Source organism: Glutamicibacter mishrai, assembly GCF_012221945.1.
GTDB lineage: Bacteria > Actinomycetota > Actinomycetes > Actinomycetales > Micrococcaceae > Glutamicibacter > Glutamicibacter mishrai.
Genome location: NZ_CP032549.1, coordinates 100,683 through 121,250, shown reverse-complemented (window position 1 = coordinate 121,250; position 20,568 = coordinate 100,683). Strand labels below are relative to the sequence as shown.

16 protein-coding genes are annotated in these 20,568 nt (G+C 59.2%); 7 read left to right on the top strand and 9 right to left on the bottom strand.

Annotation, left to right across the window (positions count from 1 at the left end; all coding sequences use genetic code 11):
* Nucleotides 1-122 precede the first annotated feature (122 nt).
* From D3791_RS00565 to helR, 5 genes are all read right to left on the bottom strand, one after another.
* Nucleotides 123-572: a DUF2871 domain-containing protein gene (locus D3791_RS00565; protein ID WP_172511010.1), complete on the bottom strand. Its 450-nt coding sequence runs from the start codon at nucleotides 570-572 to the stop codon at nucleotides 123-125.
* The gene (locus D3791_RS00560) at nucleotides 565-2,661 is read right to left on the bottom strand and encodes an MMPL family transporter (protein ID WP_172511009.1); all 2,097 of its coding nucleotides are present in this window, start codon (nucleotides 2,659-2,661) and stop codon (nucleotides 565-567) included. Before D3791_RS00560 ends, D3791_RS00565 begins: the two co-directional genes overlap by 8 nt.
* 111 nt (nucleotides 2,662-2,772) lie before the next feature.
* Nucleotides 2,773-3,390, bottom strand: coding sequence for a response regulator (locus tag D3791_RS00555; protein ID WP_172511008.1), 618 nt, complete (start codon nucleotides 3,388-3,390; stop codon nucleotides 2,773-2,775).
* The gene (locus D3791_RS00550) at nucleotides 3,387-4,634 is read right to left on the bottom strand and encodes a sensor histidine kinase (protein WP_172511007.1); all 1,248 of its coding nucleotides are present in this window, start codon (nucleotides 4,632-4,634) and stop codon (nucleotides 3,387-3,389) included. Before D3791_RS00550 ends, D3791_RS00555 begins: the two co-directional genes overlap by 4 nt.
* A 30-nt stretch (nucleotides 4,635-4,664) precedes the next feature.
* On the bottom strand, nucleotides 4,665-6,824 hold the full coding sequence (gene helR / locus D3791_RS00545; RefSeq protein WP_172511006.1) for an RNA polymerase recycling motor ATPase HelR: 2,160 nt from the start codon (nucleotides 6,822-6,824) through the stop codon (nucleotides 4,665-4,667).
* Nucleotides 6,825-7,250: 426 nt separating this feature from the next.
* Between helR and ileS the strand changes: the two genes are divergently transcribed.
* The 4 genes from ileS to ndk are packed head-to-tail and all read left to right on the top strand — an operon-like array spanning nucleotide 7,251 to nucleotide 12,753.
* Nucleotides 7,251-10,511, top strand: a complete 3,261-nt coding sequence (gene ileS, locus D3791_RS00540) for an isoleucine--tRNA ligase (protein WP_172511005.1) — start codon at nucleotides 7,251-7,253, stop codon at nucleotides 10,509-10,511.
* A gap of 56 nt (nucleotides 10,512-10,567) precedes the next feature.
* The gene (locus D3791_RS00535; RefSeq protein ID WP_172512860.1) at nucleotides 10,568-11,863 is read left to right on the top strand and encodes a bifunctional folylpolyglutamate synthase/dihydrofolate synthase; all 1,296 of its coding nucleotides are present in this window, start codon (nucleotides 10,568-10,570) and stop codon (nucleotides 11,861-11,863) included.
* The gene (locus D3791_RS00530; RefSeq protein WP_022875311.1) at nucleotides 11,863-12,297 is read left to right on the top strand and encodes a DUF4233 domain-containing protein; all 435 of its coding nucleotides are present in this window, start codon (nucleotides 11,863-11,865) and stop codon (nucleotides 12,295-12,297) included. Before D3791_RS00535 ends, D3791_RS00530 begins: the two co-directional genes overlap by 1 nt.
* Before the next feature lie 39 nt (nucleotides 12,298-12,336).
* On the top strand, nucleotides 12,337-12,753 hold the full coding sequence (gene ndk, locus D3791_RS00525) for a nucleoside-diphosphate kinase (protein WP_058254469.1): 417 nt from the start codon (nucleotides 12,337-12,339) through the stop codon (nucleotides 12,751-12,753).
* A 70-nt stretch (nucleotides 12,754-12,823) separates the two neighbouring features.
* On the opposite strand, the gene D3791_RS00520 is transcribed toward ndk, so the two are convergent.
* From D3791_RS00520 to D3791_RS00505, 4 genes are all read right to left on the bottom strand, one after another.
* The gene (locus tag D3791_RS00520) at nucleotides 12,824-13,030 is read right to left on the bottom strand and encodes a hypothetical protein (RefSeq protein WP_172511004.1); all 207 of its coding nucleotides are present in this window, start codon (nucleotides 13,028-13,030) and stop codon (nucleotides 12,824-12,826) included.
* A gap of 356 nt (nucleotides 13,031-13,386) precedes the next feature.
* The gene (locus tag D3791_RS00515) at nucleotides 13,387-14,673 is read right to left on the bottom strand and encodes an AI-2E family transporter (protein ID WP_172511003.1); all 1,287 of its coding nucleotides are present in this window, start codon (nucleotides 14,671-14,673) and stop codon (nucleotides 13,387-13,389) included.
* Between the two features lie 215 nt (nucleotides 14,674-14,888).
* Entirely contained in the window at nucleotides 14,889-15,473 is a 585-nt protein-coding gene (locus D3791_RS00510) for a GNAT family N-acetyltransferase (RefSeq protein WP_022875307.1), read from the bottom strand.
* 166 nt (nucleotides 15,474-15,639) lie between these two features.
* Complete coding sequence (locus D3791_RS00505; protein ID WP_022875306.1) at nucleotides 15,640-16,263, bottom strand: vitamin K epoxide reductase family protein; 624 nt, start codon at nucleotides 16,261-16,263, stop codon at nucleotides 15,640-15,642.
* A 487-nt stretch (nucleotides 16,264-16,750) separates the two neighbouring features.
* On the opposite strand from D3791_RS00505, the gene D3791_RS00500 reads away from it, so the two are divergent.
* The 3 genes from D3791_RS00500 to rpmA all read left to right on the top strand — a co-directional run bounded on the left by D3791_RS00500 (nucleotide 16,751) and on the right by rpmA (nucleotide 20,555).
* Nucleotides 16,751-19,714: an Rne/Rng family ribonuclease gene (locus D3791_RS00500; RefSeq protein WP_022875305.1), complete on the top strand. Its 2,964-nt coding sequence runs from the start codon at nucleotides 16,751-16,753 to the stop codon at nucleotides 19,712-19,714.
* A 228-nt stretch (nucleotides 19,715-19,942) separates the two neighbouring features.
* Nucleotides 19,943-20,251 carry a 50S ribosomal protein L21 gene (rplU, locus tag D3791_RS00495; protein WP_022875304.1) on the top strand — a complete coding sequence of 103 codons (309 nt, stop codon included), beginning with the start codon at nucleotides 19,943-19,945 and terminating at the stop codon, nucleotides 20,249-20,251.
* A 49-nt stretch (nucleotides 20,252-20,300) separates the two neighbouring features.
* The gene (gene rpmA / locus D3791_RS00490; RefSeq protein ID WP_022875303.1) at nucleotides 20,301-20,555 is read left to right on the top strand and encodes a 50S ribosomal protein L27; all 255 of its coding nucleotides are present in this window, start codon (nucleotides 20,301-20,303) and stop codon (nucleotides 20,553-20,555) included.
* Nucleotides 20,556-20,568 lie beyond the last annotated feature (13 nt).

Genomic DNA, 20,568 nt, shown 5'->3' with positions numbered 1-20,568 from the left:
GCAATATCTTGCTAGTGGCCACCGCCATTGACGTATCCGCTCAGAAAATTGCCTATTTCCTTTAGACGCGACGGCATCCCGGCCATAGGGCCGGGACGCCTTCGCACTCTGATGAATTCGGACTATTTCTCGGTAGTTCCCGCCGTCTGTACACTGCCAGTTCGAGTGCCTACGGCTCGGCGAAGCATGACGAAGAGCAGGACCATTCCTGCAGTAATCGACATGTGGCCAAGTCCAGCGATCCCGGAAATCATCGCTGAAGACTCAACGCCAAGCACCGTCATGATGCCATGGGTGAGTTGCATTCCTGCGGTCAAAACGACTCCGGCATTGTATGTCCCCATGAACCATGCAAAGAGCTTGCGATACTTGCTCAGTTCAAACGCCTTTTCCAGTAGCAACACTACGAGAAACATGATGAATCCGAGGATCAACAGATGCGTGTGCACCACCGAAAGCTGGGTCCACTGACCTTCAGGGAAACCGTTGATTTTGGTGAACTCCCGGTAGAACAGTCCTGAAGCGACGCCCAGGATCATATAGAGGAAGGAGAAGTTGACGAGCTTACGCATGGAATTCGCATTCTTTCGGGGTGATTGGTTCTGTGGCATGTTTGGCGTCGCGAGACGTCCCGCCGAAAAGCGGTCGCCCTGATGCCCCTAATGTGTGAAGAAGTGCGGGGAGCAGTAACGTCCGAACAACGAAGGTGTCCAGCACAACCCCCAGCCCGACAATCAAGCCCAGCTGGCCCAACACGGTCAGTGGCAGCGTGGCCAGCGCGGCGAATACTCCGGCCAGTACGAGACCTGCACTGGTGATCACCGAGCCGGTACGGCTAGCAGCCTGCTCGATTGCTGGCTCCAGCTCGTGATTTTGAACGTCTTGTCGGACTCTGTGGGTGAAGAAAATCGTGTAGTCCACGCCCAAGGCCACCAAGAAGACGAAGGCAAGCAATGGCACTTGGACGTCGAGGGCCGTGGCATCGAAGACGAGCGAGGACACAAGGGAACCGAGCCCAACAGCCGCGGCAGCACTGAGCAGATTCACCAGGCCAAGCGCCAGGGCTGTCCGCCAAGATCGAGTGAGCCATCCGAGCATGGCGAAACAGATGAACATGATCAATGGGGCAATGACATACAAATCGCGTAGGTGCATTTGATGCGAATCCAACTGCTGTGCCGTGGGCCCGCCGATGAGCACTTGCCCATTATTTCCAGCGACAGTTCGAAGCTTGGCCACCAGATCCTGGGCCTGCGACGAGTTTGGGTCAATGGCAGGAACTACTGAGAACTGCCGCCAGTCCGAGTCGCCCACATCGCGCACCGGCCCGACACGCTTCACATCGTGAACGTCAGCCAGCTGGCTGCCTAGTGCATCGATTTGATCAGGGTGAGCCAAGACGGTGATTGGTTGTGCTTCACCCGCTGGGAAGTGAGCCGACAGCTGTTCCATCGCGCTGGAGGATTCTGTCGCGGTTCGGAATTGCTGGACCTGTGGCAATCCGATTCGAGTGCCAGCCAGCGCACTTGCGAGGACCAGCAAGAGGGCTATCAAAGCCGCTAGATTCAACCCTGGTCGAAGCATGACCAGTCGTGCCGCGCGCCCGAAGAAGTTCTCCTTCTTGATCACTGAACCTGGCCGAGGCACCAGCGGCCAGAAAGCCTTGCGGCCGCTCATAGCCAGCACCGGCGGCAAGAGGAACAGCACGAAGAACGCAGCAATCAGCAGGCCGGCCGCGCAGACGATCCCCAGACCCCGTGTGTCTTCCATAACTGCCAGGCCCAGGGTCAACAGCGCCAGGACGACGGTCAGATTGGACGTCAAGATTGCTTCAAAGCTTGACGTCCAGGCTTTGGCCAGCGCTTGGCGGTGATCTTCTTGTGTGCGCAGCTCGTCGCGGTAGCGCGAAATCAGCAGCAATGCGTAGTTGGTTCCTGCACCGAAAACCAGGACACTGAGCACGCCTGAGTCAAAGCTCAAGCCCCAGAGATTGCCTAGAAGATTGGCGATCAGCGAAGCGCTGCGGTCGGCTATTCCGACTACGGATAGAGGCAGTAGCCAAAGTACTGGCGAGCGGTAGGTCAGGATGAGCAGGAGAGCGACGATGCCTACGGTGACGGCCAGCAATGTGAAGTCAGCGCCGGCGAATGCATTGGTGATGTCCACCGCGAAGGCGGTGGAACCGGTGACCTGCAAGTCGAGTCGCTGGGCCGGATGCTGGGTGATCCAGTTGCGGAGATCTTCAAGCGTTTGCCGGTCGGCCTCCTTGGAGACAGTGCTCCACGAGACCGGGAGCATCGCTGCTTGCTGGTCTTCGCTGATCATCAGACGGCCACCCGTGACGTGGGCGCCTGCGCTGAGTTCTGTGCTCAGCCCTTCTAACGCGGTCTTATCCTGATTGCTGAGTGCGGAATGATCGGGCTTGGATGCAACCAGCAGGGCGGAGGTCGTGGAATCATGGCTATTTTCATCCAAGATCTGTTGGACTTGCGCGGAATCCGAGCCATTGACGATGGAACTGTCGGACCGGGCTGGAGCTTCGAGACTGCTAAGCGATCCAAAAACGATAGCGATGACAGCGATGACCGCTGCGACCCAGATTCGGGCGCCACGTCGGCTTGTTAGCGACCGAGCAACCCGGGAAATAACTGAAACTTTCATAGTTCCAGTCAACGGAAATTTGCAGCTTCAGCCATCGTGGAAAGAGCTGAATAAAAGATCAACCGAAAGGTTGAGAAGTCCCCGGGAGTGTCGAGTCCTTCCGGCGCCAGATCAGAGCAGTCCGTGGTCCTTGGCCTTGTTGAGCGCATCCGTTCGAGTGGTTGCCTGTAGCTTGTCGAAAATGTGAACCAGATGCGTTTTCACCGTAGCTTCAGAAACAAACAGAGTCTTGGCGATCTGCTTGTTTGCTGCGCCGGTGGCAAGCTGCGCCAGTACATCCCTTTCCCGCGCGGTCAGTTCGACTTTGGGCCGGCGCATCCCTTCAACAACGCGTAAGGTCATTTCCGGAGCCAGCACCATGTGCCCGGCTGCGGCTTGTCGAAGGGACTCGACGATGGTCTGCGCACTGACGTCTTTGAGCAGATACCCGCAAGCGCCAGCTTCGATGCACGCCAAGATCTCCGCATCCTTGTCAAAAGTTGTCAGGATCAGCACCTGTGGTGCCTTGGGCAGTTTGCGGATGACCGCTGTTGTCTGCGCGCCGTTCATGCCCGCGCCCAAACGCAAGTCGCAGAGCACCACATCCACGTCGTTCTCCATGACAAAATCCACTGCTTCTTCGCCGGTAGATACTTCACCGGCCACATGGATATTTTCATAATTGTCGAATAGCGCCCGCAGGCCGGTGCGGACAATCGGGTGGTCATCAACCAGCAGGATTTTGATCATAAATTGTCCTTTGCGATGCGCAGTGGAAGGTGGGCGCACAGTGCGGTTCCTTCTCCAGGTGCGCTTTCTACATCCAGTCCGCCGCCAAGTTCATTTAGACGTCGGTTCATCGCTGTCAGCCCAAAACCGCCTACCGGAGTATTGTGTTGCAGCCGGCCTGTTGGCGGAGTGAAACCGCGCCCATCATCCACGATGTCCAGGCGCACCTCATCGTCACTGTAGCTCAAGCTCAGCACAACCGTGGTTGCCTGGGCGTGGCGCCGGACATTGGACAGCGCAGACTGCGCAGTGCGAAGCAAGGCTATCTGCAAACTTGGATCCAGAAGGGGTAGGCCGGGCTCTATATCGATACGTGTTCCCACGTCTGAATCAATCGAAAAGTCATCAAGGATACGTGAAAGGGCACCGGCGAGCGCCTGGGAATCAAGTTCTGCTGGCGCCAAGGCGGCGATGATTCTTCGCAGATCGTTCAAAGACTGTCCGGATAGCTGGTCGATGCGTTCGAGGACATCGAATGTCGCTTTCGGATCGTTGGCTGCGCTGGCGGCTTTGGCGAGCAGGCCGATTGACGATAACTGTTGGGCGATGGTGTCGTGGATTTCCCTGGCCAACCTCGTGCGTTCGGCCGCGATGCCTGCTTCATGCTGGGAGCGAGCGAGTTCTTCTTGGAGGGCTGTTGTTTCCTCCTGCGCGCGCATCAATGAATCGACCAGGGAAGTGCGTTCCTGGGCGTCTTGTTCCATCTGCAGGTAGCCACGTGAAATGCCCCAGGCAAAGAGGCCGCCAACCAGCGGGCCCGCGACAGCTGCAATGCTGAGCTGCCCATGGTGCAAGTAGGGAGCTAATAGGGTGAAGGCATACACGACGACAGACCACAAGATGGAGGGCAGGAAAGTCAGCTGGTGTCCCAAGAGCAGCCAGAGGCTGAAAGCCAGCCACATGAACTCGGCTGAAACAAAGAGGCTGGCTATCCAGATGAGGAGAAGGACCGCTAGCCACCAGGTGGGCTTGGCATGGATCTTGTTGGCCGGGTGGGTGATGAAGCCTGCTATGTACCAGGCAGCGAAGAGCGTTGAAATGAGTATCGCCGCAAGGACATTGTCTTGCGCTGATACTTGTCGCAGCAGCGCAATGACCAGCAGGATCGCTGTCACCAGGTGTTGTCCCCAGCGCAGCACCCTTGGCGAGGCCAAGGCGTGCTGCTGGTTCTGGGATTGCGCTGAGTGCGGCTGCGTAGTGCTCATGGATGCCAGCCTACCGAAAGGACCGGCGGGCTACTGTTCGGTGAGCACTACCAATTGGGCTGTTGCTCGCGTCATGGCCACGTACCTGCGGACGGCTCCACTCAATCCGGTGCCAAAGTTCTCCGGCAAGTTGACGAGTACCAAATCGAATTCCAAGCCCTTGGCATGCTCTGGTGACAGCGAGCTGGCCCGGTCAGGTGCAGCGAATCCCGGAGCGCCGATCACCACTGCGGTGCCTTCGCTGTTTTCGTCCAGCCACTGATCCAAGATCGAGCTGAGGTCAGCCGGTCGTGCGTACCGCACAGGAACGCCGTCCGAACGCAGCGAACGCGGAACATTGGCCTCGGGCATGTATGGCAGGATCTGCTGGGCGGCCGCTTCCATGATTTGCGCGGTGCTGCGGTAGTTGACTTGCAGGGGAGCGATGGTGATGTTCCGGATCCCGATATCGTCCAGGCGCTGTTCCCAGCTCCTGGTGAATCCTTCCGCCGCCTGGGCCCTATCGCCGACAATCGTCAGGCTTCCGGATGGGCAGCGTCGTTGGATCATGGCCCATTGGGCATCGGTCAGGTCCTGGGCCTCATCGATAATGACATGCGAGAACGGACCGTCGAAGCTGATTGATCTCTCCGGGCTTTCCATGCCCTGGCTCAGGAGTTGTTCTTGCAGGTCCTGGTGCATGAGCTGGGAGGAAAGATCCTCCTTGTCGTCAGCCGAAGCAATCAAGTCGTCAATGACGTTCTTCCATTGGCTGCGCTCGGCATGCCTGCGCGATCGTTCCTCGCGTTGCTTGGCTTCGCTGTCGGGGTCGCCGATGAGGAAGCGGGCGAGGTCAATCAATGGGTAATCAGCTGCGGTCCAGCTATCGCTGGCAGGGTTCGCCAAGAGATGGTTGATTTCTTCATCGGTGAGTTCTTGGGCGCTGTAGCGCAGCAGCGCATCGTTGCCCAGCACCGCCCGCAACAGATTGATGGGATCCAAGACAGGCCAATATTCATTCAGGATGCCCTCCAGCGAGGTGCTGCGTTCCAGTTCGGCACGGAACAACGCATGGGTGTCTGCAGTGCTGTCTTCCGCGGGGAGCAATATATCAATGAGGGCCTCGCGCAACGCCATGCGTGCTTCGTTGTGCGGAATCTTCCGTTCAATCATGTCCAAGGCATTGCGCCACAATTGCGCCGAAATGGTTACTCGCCCCTCGGCTAGGTCAACAGTTTGGTCCGTTGCAGGGGGCTCTTGGAATACGGTGACAGCCCGTTCGATCGTCTTGAGCATCGCTGTACTGGCTTTGATCCGTTGTACTTCAGGATCTGCTTCAGCCGGCAAATCATCACCTATCGAAACTATGTTCGAAAGCGTTGAAATGAGCACTTCGTCCTCACCCAGGTTGGGAAGAACGTCCGAGACGTACGCGGAGTAGGCCTCGTGCGGGCTAACTACCAGCACGCGACCGCCCTGGCTGCGCAGCCTCGGGTCTGCATAGAGCAAATAAGCGGCACGGTGCAGCGCGACCACTGTCTTGCCGGTACCGGGGCCGCCGTCAACCACAAGGGCGCCCTGTGAGCTGCTGCGGATAATCGCATCCTGATCCGTCTGAATCGTTGAGAGCACATCCTGCATTTTGGGCGAGCGCTTGCTGCCAAGGGATGCGAGAAATGAGGAATGGTCATCCAAGCGGGCGTGCGAGGCCAGCAGTGATGAATCAAAGACCTCGTCCCAGTAGTCGGTGATGAGCTGTCGGCGCCAACGGTAGCGTCGGCGCAGAACCAGTCCGTAGCTGTTTTCGTGGGTTGCGGCGAAGAATGGTTCTGCTGCCGGGGCGCGCCAGTCGAGCATGAGCTGCTTGCCCTGATCATCGCTCAACCCAATGCGGCCGATGTAGTGGCGCTCGCCGGTTGAGGCATTCTCCATGAATCCCAGGCAGGCACTCGGTCCCATCCGGTCTAGCTGGCGTAAACGCGCGGCCATTTCATTGAGTTCAACGTCGCGCTCCAGTGATTGCTGGAGGATGCCGGCGTGATCCCGCCCGCGTGATGCGATGCGCTCAAGGGTTTCCGAGCGCAATTGCTCTACGCGTGCGGCGATTTCACGCAGCCTTTGCTGGTCCTGCGCGATGTCAGCGGTGGTCTCTGGAGGTGGATTTTCCTGTTCGGTTGCGAAGTAATTGGCATTCGACATGGTTGCAGGCACATGCGCTCCCTGATCTGGCGGGTTTCGTAGGGAAGGTATTGATTATGGACCATAGGCGGGGCCTTGCGGCAAGGCCCCCTCTACGCGCTATTCTGAAAATGCAGGAAAAGATATTCTCGTGTTTCTGCACCGTGTTGTGAGCCTGCACTCACTTGCTGCCCCTGGGGTTCTGGTGAATTTTCAGCACGAGCATCACGCGGTACGATAGAAGTAATCAGGCATTGATCCGGCCATCACCGGGGAGCCTTCGGAAGAACAGCGGATCTCGACTCTGCCCAGTAGAACCGAACGGGACCAGCCCGTCACAGCTGAAGATAAGTGGTCCTTCGCCATCTGGCGGGGGATAAGCGGGGTGGTACCGCGGCTTAATCGCCGTCCTCGTAGGCAAGGATTTATCGACCCTACGCTTGAAGGACGGCCCATTCGATGAGCTTCTACCCGAAGGTCACTACAGACCCAACCGGTTCGACCCCGGCTTCACCGCGCTTCCCGGAACTTGAGAAGCGCGTCCTCGAATACTGGAAGAACGACAACACTTTCCAGGCCTCCATTGACCAGCGCGAGGGCGAAGAATTCGTCTTCTACGATGGCCCTCCCTTCGCCAACGGCCTGCCGCACTACGGCCACTTGCTCACCGGCTACGTCAAGGACCTGGTAGCCCGCTACCAGACCCAGCGCGGAAAGCGCGTTGAGCGCCGCTTCGGCTGGGACACCCACGGACTGCCTGCCGAGCTGGAAGCAATGAAGCAGCTGGGCATGACCGACAAGAAGCAGATCGAAGCCATGGGCATCGACAAATTCAACGACGCCTGCCGCACCTCGGTGATGAAGTACGCCGACGAGTGGAAGCAGTACGTGAACCGCCAGGCTCGCTGGGTGGACTTCGAAAACGACTACAAGACCCTGAACGTCGAGTTCATGGAATCAGTCATCTGGGCCTTCAAGCAGCTCTCGGACAAGGGCCTGACCTACCAGGGCTTCCGCGTGCTTCCGTACTGCTGGAAGGACGAGACCCCGCTGTCCAACCATGAGCTGCGCATGGACGACGACGTCTACAAGAACCGCCAGGACCAGACAGTCACCGTCGGCTTCACCATCCTTGCCGGCGAGACCGAAGCTTCGAAGGCTCTGGCCGGCGTGCAGGCACTGGCCTGGACGACCACCCCATGGACCTTGCCAACCAACGCCGCGTTGGCAGTACACCCGTCGATCGAATACGTCGTCGTCCCTGCCGGCGAGGCTGGCGTGAAGGCTTCAGCCGCCGCCGGTCCATTCCTGCTGGCCAAGGACCTGCTGGGCTCCTACGCCAAGGACCTGGGCTACAAGGATGCCAAGGAAGCCGCCGCAGGGATCACCGCCACCTACGTTGGCGCGGACCTGGCTGGCGTGCGCTACCAGCCGTTGTGGGATACCTACACCGACACCGAGAAGTACGGCACCGAGAACGCCTGGCAGATCGTCACCGCTGACTACGTCACCGTGGCTGACGGCACCGGCATTGTTCACCAGGCTCCTGCCTACGGTGAAGATGACCAGAAGGTCTGTGAAGAAAACGGCATCCCGGTCATCCTCTCGGTAGACGAAGGCGCCAAGTTCCTCCCGACCTTCGCAGGTGGTCCGCTCGCTGACATTGTCGGCGTCCAGGTCTTCGATGCCAACAAGACCATCACCAACGTGCTCAAGGACGAAGCCAAGCTGATCAAGCAGGCTTCCTACGAGCACTCCTACCCGTACTGCTGGCGCTGCCGCACCCCACTGATCTACCGCGCGATCTCCTCGTGGTACGTGGAGGTCTCCAAGTTCAAGGACCGCATGGTCGAGCTGAACGAGCAGATCAACTGGATCCCGGGCAACGTGAAGCACGGCCAGTTCGGCAAGTGGCTGGAAAACGCCCGCGACTGGTCCATCTCGCGCAACCGTTACTGGGGTTCACCTATCCCAGTGTGGGAATGCACGGGAGCAGAATGCACCCACCGCGAAGTCTTCGGCTCGCTGGATGAACTGAAGAACTTCTTCGGCCGCCTGCCACTGAACCACGAAGGCCAGCCGGATCTGCACCGCCCATTCATCGACGAGCTGACCAAGGCTCACGACGGCTGCGCCGAAGGCGGAACCCTGGTGCGCGTGGAAGACGTGCTGGATGTCTGGTTCGACTCCGGTTCGATGCCGTACGCCCAGGTGCACTACCCATTCAACAACCAAGACTGGTTCGATGGGGGACACCACCCGGCTGACTTCATCGTGGAGTACATCGGCCAGACCCGTGGCTGGTTCTACACCATGCACGTGCTCTCCACCGCGCTCTTCGACCGCCCGGCCTACACCAACGTGATCTCCCACGGCATCGTGCTGGGCTCCGATGGCCAGAAGATGTCCAAGTCCCTGCGCAACTACCCGGATGTCACCGAGGTCCTGGACCGCGACGGCTCCGACGCCATGCGCTGGTTCCTGATGGCCAGCCCGATCCTGCGCGGCGGCAACCTGGTTGTCACCGAACAGGGCATCCGCGATGGCGTGCGCCAGGTGCTGCTGCCGTTGTGGAACGTCTGGCACTTCTTCAACCTCTACACCAACTCCGCCAACAACGGGGCCGGCTACGAGGCCAAGCGCTCAACCACCTCCACCGACCCGCTGGACCAGTACATGCTGGCCGCCACCGGCCAGCTGGTGCGCGAAGTCACCGAAGCACTGGACACCTACGAGGTTTCCGACGCCACCGAGGCCGTGCGCCAGTACATGGACACCCTGACCAACTGGTACGTGCGCCGCTCCCGCCAGCGCTTCTTCGATGAAGACACCCAGGCCTTCGACACCCTGTACACCGCTCTGGAAACCCTGGTGAAGGTCACCGCTTCGCTGCTGCCGCTGGCCAGCGAAGAGATCTTCCGCGGGCTGACCGGTCAGCGCTCGGTGCACCTGACCGACTGGCCAGATGCCAACGAGTTCCCGACCGACGCGTCCTTGCTCGAAACCATGGAAACCACCCGTAAGATCTGCTCCGTAGGTTCCTCGCTGCGTAAGGCCAAGAACCTGCGCGTGCGTTTGCCGCTGGCAGAGCTGAAGGTTGTCCTCACCGGTGCTGTGCGCCTGGACGGCACCTACGCTTCGATCATCAAGGATGAGCTGAACCTCAAGGCAGTCACCCTGATCGATGCCGAAGGCGTCGACGCGGCCAGCTACGGCATCAGCCAGCAGCTGGTAGTCAACGCCCGCGCGGCCGGTCCGCGCCTTGGCAAGAACGTCCAGCAGGCCATCAAGGGCGCCAAGTCCGGCGACTGGTCGGTGACCGACGGTGTCGTGACCGCAGGCGGCCTGGAATTGGTCGAGGGCGAGTACACCCTGGACACCGTGGTGGATGCAGAGGGTGAGATCGCCGCAGCCGTGATCGACGGTGGCTTCCTGGTGCTCGACACCGAGGTAACCGAAGCATTGGCTGCCGAGGGCACCGCACGCGACATGATCCGCGCCATCCAGTCGGCCCGCAAGGATGCCGACCTGCAGGTCTCGGATCGCATCCGCACCGTGATCGCCGCCAACGCCGCGACCATCGCAGCGCTGGAAGCCAACCGCGAGCTGGTAGCCGGTGAAACCCTGACCGCGCACCTGGAACTGGTGGCTGATGACTCGGCCGCCGATGAGCAGATCACCGTATCCAAGCTAGACTCCGACAAAGTTGAGGCCAACTAGTGAGCGAACTGGACCGCGTTTACGGGCAGTTATTGTCCCGTGCGCCGGAAAACAAGATGGAACCCCGGATGGATCCGATGTTCCGTGCGATGGAGATCCTGGGCGAGCCGAATAAAGCCTGCCCGGTCATCCATATCACCGGCACCAACGGCAAGACCTCGTCCGCCCGCATGATCGAGCAGCTGCTGATTGCCCATGACCTGCGCGCCGGCCGCTATTCCTCGCCGCACCTGGTCTCGGTGACCGAGCGCATCGCCATTGACGGCGAGCCAGTGGACGACGAGACCTTCGTGCGGGTGTGGGATGAGATCAGCCCGTTCCTGGAGATCGTCGATGCCGAGCTGTCCGAGCGAGGCGAAAACAGGCTCACCTACTTCGAGGCCGTCACCATCCTGGCCTTTGCGATTTTCGCAGAGGTCCCAGTTGATGTTGTGGTGCTCGAAGTCGGCCTGGGCGGCATCACCGATGCCACGAACGTCGCGGATGCCGACGTTTCGGTCTTCACGCCGATCTCCCTGGATCACACCGATCTGCTGGGGGATACCACCGAGCTGATTGCCCAGGAAAAGGTCGGCATCCTCAAGCCCGGCGGCTACCTGGTTTCCTCGACCCAGCCAACGGACGCCGCAGACGTGCTGCTGGCTCGTGCCCGCGAGCTTGAAGTGCCGGCGGCCTTCGACACCTTGGACTTCAAGCTCCTGGAGCGCAAGTCCGGTGTGGGCGGACAGCTGCTGTCCATCCAGGGACAGGCAGGCCGCTATGAAGAGATTTTCTTGCCGCTCTTCGGCGCACACCAGGCGCAGAACGCCACCGTGGCGCTCGCAGCGGTCGAGGCGTTCCTCGGAGGCGGACAGCGTGAACTGAACGCCGATCTGGTGCGCCAGGGATTCGCCGCGACCTCCAGCCCGGGGCGTCTGGAGCTGGTGCGCAGTGCACCGAGCATCCTGGTCGACGCAGGGCACAACCCGGAGGGCATTCGTGTATCGGCCGAGGCGATCAAGGAATCCTTCGGCTTTACCCGCCTCGTGCTGATGGTGGGCATCCTTCGCGAGAAGGATGCGGAAGCAATGCTCTACACCATGCGTGAAGAGTATGGCGACATGGTTGAAGACCTGTGCATCACCCAGTCCTCCTCGCCACGAGCCATCCCGGCCGGCGAATTGGCCGGTTTGGCCATGAACGCCGGGTGGCCCGAGGAAGACATCCACGTGACCGAGGATCTTGAAGACGCAGTGGAATGGTCGGTAGGACGCGCAGAAGCCGGCGAAGATCTCGGTGGAGGTGTCTTGGTCACCGGTTCGATTACACTGGTGGGCGAGATTTCACTGTTGCTCAAGAGAGGTGACTCCTAATGGCCAAACTCACCCGTGCGCAGCGCGAGTGGCGTCCTGGCATGAAGAAGAAGCCGCGCTCGACCAAGATGATGTTCGCATCAACCGTCTTGGTGTGCGAAGCGCTCCTGGCAGTTTTCGTCACGCTGGCCGCATTCGGCCTCAAGCGTGGGGGAGAGCCGGTAGTCGTGCTGACCCTGGGCGCGGTGGTAGCGCTGCTGTGCATCCTGAATTGCGCGTTGCTGGGCAAGAAGATCGGCTACATCATCGGTTGGGCGCTGCAGGTGGTCTTCTTCCTGACAGGATTCATCCTGGTGGACATGTTCTACTTGGCCGCCGCTTTTGCCCTGTGCTGGTGGTATGCGCTGAGCAAGGGTGAAGAGATCGACGTGGAGAACAGGCGTCGCGCCGCAGCACAGGAAGCCTGGGAACAGGCGCATCCCGAACAAGCCTAGATTTTTAGCAATACATCAACGATACGAAGAGGTAGTCAAATGACTGAACGTACCCTGATCCTGGTCAAGCCAGATGGCGTCAAACGCGCACTCACCGGCCAGATCCTCGCCCGCATTGAAGCCAAGGGCTACACCATTGCCAAGCTGCAGCAGCTGGAAGCCACCCGCGAACTGCTGGCCGAGCACTACGCAGAGCACGAGGGCAAGCCATTCTACGAGCCGCTCGTGGAGTTCATGCTTTCGGGCCCGGTTGTTGCCATCGTCGCAGAGGGCCAGGGCGTCATCCCGGGCTTCCGCTCGCTGGCTGGCACGACCGATCCAACCACCGCTGCTCCAGGCACCATCCGCGGCGACTTCGGCCGCGACTGGGGACTGAAGGTCCAGCAGAACCTCGTGCACGGTTCCGATTCGGTTGAGTCCGCAGAGCGCGAGATTGCTATCTGGTTCGGCAAGTAAGCCATAGATAGAAATATCCCAGCAGATCCACTCGGATCTGCTGGGATATTTTTATGCTCTGAAGTCTGTCTCAGTACCAATCGTCCAGGGTTTCTACAGGAGCGTCTGGACCCTTGGCGACGGAGTCTGCCACTGTACCGGGTTCGGCAGGATCTTGAATCGATGTGGGCCCGAAGTCCTCGGCTGAGCCGACGGTGACTACCTGATGATGCTCGACGGTCGCGTCGACCAGATGCGCCAAATCCTCGTCCGTGTTCTCATTGCTGAAATCCAACATTCGCGGTCCTTCCAGGCTTGTTTGCGTAGCGGTCTCCATCCTTCAGAGCGATTGATTCGCAATGCCGGGATCCTTGCTGCCAAGGAAATCCTGCGAGCGGTCAACCTTCCTCACTTCATTCACATTAAACACATGCGCCATATCAGTGACAACGTCACCGCGCCGGTTCTCGGCGTCCGTTCATAATCTTCCTACTGAAACATCTGGTCAACTGAGCATTAATCACAGATGAACAGGTTTGCAATAATTCTAACAGCCGCACATATGAAATTAAAGAATTTGCCCCGCATATCGATGCGCCGTGTCAGCGGATCTGCGAGGCAAATTCAAGAACTTCGAGGTACCAGTTTCCGAGCCTAGCCCTTGGGAGCCTGCGAGGATTCCTCTTCGCCGGATTCCAGCTTTTCGAGGGCCTTCTCGTCCTGGTCTATCTCGACTTCGGATTTGATTTCGGCACTGGCGGCAGGGACCGGATCCATTCTGTCGCGTCCTGTCCAGACCTTGATCACCGACCAGGAAGCGGCAACCAGCGGAACGGAAAGCACCGCGCCAACAATGCCCGCAAGCACCGTGCCGGCAGTCAGGGCCAGCAGGACGACCAGCGGGTGGAGATTCAACGCACTGGCCATGACCACCGGCTGCAGGAAGTTGCCTTCAAGCTGGTTCACCAGGATCACCGCAGCCAAGACGATCAAAGCGACAATCGGCCCGTTGGTTACCAGGGCAATCAGGGTCGCAAGAATGCCCGCCACCGTAGCACCAACCATTGGAACGAAGGAGCCGAGGAACACGATGATGCCCAGGGGAATAGCCAGCGGCACCCGAACGATCAACAAGGTTGCGGTAATGCCAATGGCGTCGACTGCGGCCACGGTCGCGGTGCCGCGGATGTAGCCGCCGAAGGTCCGCAAGGCGCGGTCACCGGACAGGATCCACTTGTTGCGGTAGTGAACCGGGGTCCACGAAACAGCGAAGGCCCAGATCTTGTCGCCGTCCTTCAGGAAGAAGAACAGGATCACCAACAGCAGGACCAGGCCGGTGAGGAAGCTGCCCGCCGCGCTGAGCGTGTTCAGCGCGCCGGTACCGAACTGCGCGCTGGTCAGGAATCCGGTGACTGTATTAACAACGTTGTCGATTTGTCCCTGATCAATAGAGATCGGCAGGTTACCTACCAGTTCCTGGACCATGTCGTTGAGCTGATTAAAACCTTGGACGGCTTTATCAACGAGCTTTGGCCATTCATTGATGACCGAGAAGACCAGGCCCGTGCCGACGCCACCAAGGAGCAACAGGGATCCGAGGAAGACGATCCACGCCGAGAGCATCGGTGAGAAAATTTTGCGCAGCCTGACGACCAGCGGCCACAGTGCGCAGGAAATGATGACGGCAAGCAGCGTTGGAATAACGATCATCGTCAAACGAAGCATCCCAATGATCAGGAATGCTCCCAATACTCCCACAACGAGCAATTGGGCACTGCGAATTCCCAGGCGACCAAGTAGATCTGTCCACAGCCCGGAGACCGTGAAATCGGGTTTTGCGTCGGCATCTGCCAAGTTCGGGTTGGAGGCGGTCGCCGTTACTGACTTTTGCGACGGCTTTTTTGCCGGTGCTTGGGATTTACCCTTGCGGAAAAGGGCCATGGTTGCTCCTCGTGGCTCGTACTAATTAGTTCTAAGAATAGGCTAGCTAGATCAACGGCACTGGGGGCAACACCGAAAGGATGATTATTTCCATCTCACAGCCCGGCTCTGATGCACGGAGCTGTCACCGGGCCGGCACGCGATCGGCTCATCAAAACAAAATGACCGCTCGACAGTGCGAGCGGTCATAGCCAGCCCAGCGGCTGCACAGCTAATCAGCTTTTGAAGTATTCTTCGGCCAGCAACCCCATGACGATCTTGTCGTGGAATGATCCATCGTGGAATCCAGCTTGCCTGACACGGCCTTCTTCGCGGAAGCCTGAACGAAGGAACGTCCGCAACGCCCTTTCGTTGTAGGCCCAGACCGTCAGTCCGATCCGGTTTAATCCCATCTCGCGGAAGCCATAGTCGATGATCATCTTGGTGGCCAGAGTTCCATAGCCCTGCCCCACATTTGATCCGCCGATCATGATCATGAGCTCAGCTGATCGAGCCGGTGCGTTGTAGTCATAGAGCGCGGTGTGCCCGATCAGTGTGTCATCCGGCAGGGTTATGGATAGGCCAACACCATCAGTAGTGCCTCGGTTCAGGCTTCGGGACTTGAAGAGGGTGGCTGCTTCTTGGACTGGGTGGGGGAGCACCAGGCTTCCCTGCAATGCCATGAATTCCGGGCTATTCCACCATTGGGTGAGGAACGGAAGATCTTCTTCTTGCAGTTCGCGCAGTCGCAATTGGTCTGAGATCAGTAGATCGATCCCGTAGTTTTGGGCATTTTCTGTGTTCCATTTGTCACTTGCCATGTACCCAATCTAGCTGTCCTAGCTGTGGAAGGGATGCAAAGATCGCAGTGCGCGAACCAGTAGCGGCAGGCGCAGCTGTCTTGCCCATGAAGCATGCAGTGGTTCCCGGCAAATGAAAAGCCGGCCCGTTGCAAGCGCAACGAACCGGCAGGCGGAGATGCAGAATCTAGCCGAAGAACGCATTCGGGAAACGTAGAACCACTGAAGCTGCAACCAGGAGCCACAGGATCGCGGTGACAATCCAGCTCCACTCGGTAAAGAATTTCTTCAACCCAGCACCGGCAGGAATGATGCCTGTGACCACGTTGCGCGCTGTGGTGAAGACGAAGAGCGGAATCACCATGGCCCACACCACCATGCAGTAGGGGCAAAGGGCATTGATTTCATACAGTGCCTGTGACCAGAACCAGATCACCAGGCCCATTGCTGCGGTGATGCCCAGCTGGAAGCAGAGCCAGAACCATCGCTGGAGCTTGTTGGCTCCAGCTAACAGCATCATGCCAATCGTGATGACTATGGCAAAGCAGACAATGCCGAAAAACGGATTAGGGAATCCGAAGATCCCTGCCTGCTCCGACCTCATCACGGTGCCGCAGGAAATCCATGGATTGATATCACAGCTGGTGACGTAATCAGGGTTCTTATACAGCTCGATGCGTTCCAAAACGAGGGTTCCGGCTGCGAGCCATGAGATGAACCCTGTTGCGATGAGAACCAGTCCGAATCCGCGGTCCTTGGCCCACCATGGCAACACGCCCGGGTTGTGGCTCTTTTCTAGTGATGAAACCATGTTTCGACTATTCCATAAATTTGTAGGAAAGCGGGAGATTCCGCTTCGAGCGTTTTTCATCTTAGGAAGCGATTCTGTGCAACTGATGAGAAGCAATGAACAAGGCATGAACGAAATATGAGAGAATGGAAATGGTTGTTCGCGGATCCACAGTCTGCTTTCAACCCGACGACAGACTTTTGAAACAACAGATCGCCAGGCGATGCATCGCTTCGGTTGAGTGCCCAATATGTGCGCCTCCCGAGGGAATACCGCGGATCGTAGGGCTGCAAAGGAAAGCAGCCGGTTTTCATAGGCCACGTTGATCCGCAGAAATTGCGTCCGGCTTAGTCAAATAAGCCAGTGGCAATCCCGTGGAAAATAGCGAGCTTTTGTGTCTGGCTGGTTTAAAGAAACCGGTCAAGGACACGTGATGATTGTAGTTTCAGCTACGGCGCCGTCTGTGGAGGATGCCAAAGCGGGACAAAGTAGGAGTACGCGAATTTAAATGAGCGCAGCAAATCAACGAAAGGGTGGAGCGCAAGGTAACAAGCGGGGCAACCGTTCAACGCGAGCCCGTCGTACCAGCGTTTCAACCACCCCTGCGCGGCCATTGCGTCGCGCCATGACTCTGGCCGAGCTCAATGCCGCAGCCGGCATTGAAGAAAGCCCATACCGCTGGCGAGCCACTCGCCGCACTCAGGTTTCTACGCCTGATACCACCCAGCGTGCCAGCCGCCAGGCTGAGCGTCGTGCACAGGTGGCACGCCATGCAGCCAGCGACGAGGCGGTCGAGCAAGCAGCGGCCAAGACCGAAGCAGCACAGCTCGGCACCGAAGAAGCCGTGAACGCAGAAGCTGCAGCAGACGACCAGTCGGTGGCACAAGCCGCCACCGAGTCCGTAGAGGACCACACCGGCCAGCTATTGGCCGAGCACGGCAGCTCCATGATCTTGAATCCATTCGCCGTGCCTGAAACCGCCCAGGCCGTCTTGGCACAGGTTGTTGCCAAAAAGCAGGAGCCAGCGCGCCAGGAAACTGCCGAGGCCGAAAGCGATGACGTGACCTCACGTCGCCGTCGCCGCCGCCGCCGCGGCGATGTGGACCTGGAGCTCGAGGGTGGTTCACAAGACGATCCGCCAAACACCGTAACCCGCGTCCGCGCGCCACGTGGCAGCATCGAAAGCCACAGCTCCGCCAGTGACAAGGTGACCTCCGTGCGCGGATCGACTCGCCTTGAGGCCAAGCGCCAGCGCCGCCGTGAATCCCGCGAGACCGGACGCCGCCGCCAGGTCATCACCGAAGCCGAGTTCTTGGCGCGCCGTGAATCCGTAGAGCGCAAGATGATCGTGCGCCAGCGCGAGGACCGTATCCAGATCGGCGTGCTTGAAGATGGGGTACTCGCAGAGCACTTCGTTTCCAAGACCCAGCAGGACTCCCTGATCGGCAATGTGTATGTCGGCAAGGTCCAGAACGTCCTTCCGTCCATGGAAGCTGCCTTCGTCGATATCGGACGCGGTCGCAATGCCGTGTTGTATGCAGGCGAAGTCAACTGGGATGTAGCGGCCCTTGAAGGCCAGCCGCGTCGCATTGAAAACGCGCTGAAGGCCGGCGACTCGGTGCTCGTGCAGGTCACCAAGGACCCTGTGGGACACAAGGGTGCCCGCCTGACCAGCCAGATCTCCCTGCCGGGCCGCTACCTGGTCTACGTGCCAGGTGGTTCGATGACCGGCATCTCGCGCAAGCTGCCAGATGTCGAGCGCCAGCGCCTGAAGAAGATCCTGAAGGATCACCTGCCGGAAAACGCCGGCGTCATTGTCCGCACGGCCGCTGAAGGCGCCTCGGAAGAAGAGCTGACCAACGACATCAACCGACTGCGCGCGCAGTGGGAAGGTATCGAAGAGCAGGCCAACTCCACCAAGACCCTGGCTCCGGAACTGCTGTACTCCGAGCCGGATCTGACCATCAAGGTCGTTCGCGATGTCTTCAATGAGGACTTCACCAAGCTGATCGTTTCCGGCGAGCACGCATGGGACACCATCGAGGCCTACGTCATGTACGTGGCACCGGATCTGATGGGCCGCCTGGAGAAGTGGGAGTCCGAAGAGGATATCTTCGCCAACTACCGTGTTGATGAGCAGATCGCCAAGGCGCTGGACCGCAAGGTCTACCTGCCATCGGGTGGTTCGCTGGTCATCGACCGCACCGAAGCGATGACCGTCATTGACGTGAACACCGGCAAATTCACCGGCTCGGGCGGCAACCTCGAAGAAACCGTCACCAAGAACAACTTGGAAGCGGCCGAGGAAGTTGTCCGCCAGCTGCGCCTGCGTGATATCGGCGGCATTATCGTCATCGACTTCATCGACATGGTCCTTGAATCCAACCGCGATCTGGTACTGCGCCGCCTGGTGGAGTGCCTGGGCCGTGACCGCACCAAGCACCAGGTGGCCGAAGTGACCTCCCTGGGCCTGGTCCAGATGACTCGCAAGCGCATGGGCACCGGCCTGCTTGAGGTCTTCGGCGAAGAGTGCGAGCACTGCGCTGGCGCGGGTGTCATCACCCACGAAGAGCCGGTTGAGTCGCGCCGCACCTTCAACTCCGCTGGCGAACCCCACGCCAAGAAGTTCAGCGAGAAGCCGAGCCGCAATTCACGCCGCCGCCGCGGTGGCGAGAAGGACGAGGCCAAGCCAGCTGCCAAGCAGGAGGCTGCGCCGAACGGCGAGAAGGATGAAGCTACCCGCAATGCGTTGGCAAGCATCGCCGCCGCATCGCACCTGGAGCCACACGTGGAGAACGCTGTGAGCATCGAAGGCGAGCAGATTCCTGTTATCAAGACCAGCACTCCGGTTGCCGCCGAAGTCGCCGTAACCCTTGAAGCCCTTGAAGCTGCCCTGCCGGGCAAGGACGAGAGCGATGAGGAGAATGGCGAGTCGTCGCGCAAGCCGCGTCGCCGCTCGCGCTCCCGTGGACGCAACCGTTCACAGGGCGAGGCGCAGCAGCAGGAAGCCCAGCCGGCAGAATCCGATCAGGCCGTTCAGGAGCAGCAGCCAGTTGCCCCTGTTGCGGACGATGAGTCCAAGCCTGCTGAGCAGCCTCGCAAGCGTTCCCGCCGGGCTTCACGCCCGCAGGGCGCTGGTGCCGTGTCGGTGCAGGACCAGCCGGTGCTGACCGGTCTGGCTATGCCAGCGTCGAGCGCTCCGGTCGCGACCGAGGCCAAGGCCCCTGTCGAAGCTTCGGCTGCCGCTAGCGCGGTGGCCCCACAGAATTCCACGAAACCAAAGCGACGCAGCCGTCGAGCCACCTCGGCTCAGGGCGACGCGACTGCAGAGGTTCTCGTGGCAGAGGTATCCGCCGCTACCGGTTCGGTAGTTCAAATGGATGCCTCCAGTTCGCAAAACGAAAAGCCAGCTGAGCCTGCCGGGCAACCGGTAATGTTCGGTGTCGGCGTTCCGGTGCGCGAGCTGAAATAGATGAACTTGGTCACGCTTCACCCGCTGGGGCAGTTTGTATTTGCCCCAGTGGTGTGGACTAGCGTAATCTAGTTGATCGGTGCTAAACGCCAAGATCACGGACTTTCCGTCCGCTCGGCGTCAAGGCACAAGCGCATGAGATCCCCGGGATACGCACTCATTTATGGGTGTTCGGGTCGATATCTGCGCCGGTAAGACAATAAACGTCGAGTAGAAGTGAGTACCCACGTGGTGTACGCAATTGTCCGCGCAGGCGGCCACCAGGAGAAGGTTTCCGTAGGAGACCTCATCACCGTTGACCGTCTTCAGGCTGCCCCAGGTAGCTCCATCGAGCTTCCTGCTTTGCTGTTGGTAGATGGCGAGAAGGTAACTTCCGCCGCTGCTGATCTGGCTAAGGTCAAGGTCACCGCTGAGGTTGTAGAAAACCTTCGTGGCGAGAAGATCGTTATCCAGAAGTACAAGAACAAGACCGGTTACAAGAAGCGCCAGGGCTTCCGTGCCGCTCTGACCAAGGTCAAGGTCACCTCGATCGCCTAATTCTGGCTGATCGTAATATCCATTTTTGTAGCGAAAGAGGCTAAAAGGCATGGCACATAAGAAAGGTGCGAGTTCCACTCGCAACGGTCGCGATTCCAACGCACAGTACCTAGGCGTAAAGCGCTTTGGTGGTCAGGAAGTCAAGGCTGGCGAAATCATCGTTCGTCAGCGTGGCACCCACTTCCACCCAGGCGCCGGCGTAGGTCGTGGCAAGGATGACACCCTGTTCGCCTTGGCTGCTGGTGCAGTCGAGTTCGGCACCCGTCGTGGTCGCCGCGTGGTGAACATTGTTGCTGCTGCCTAATTCAGGCATCAGG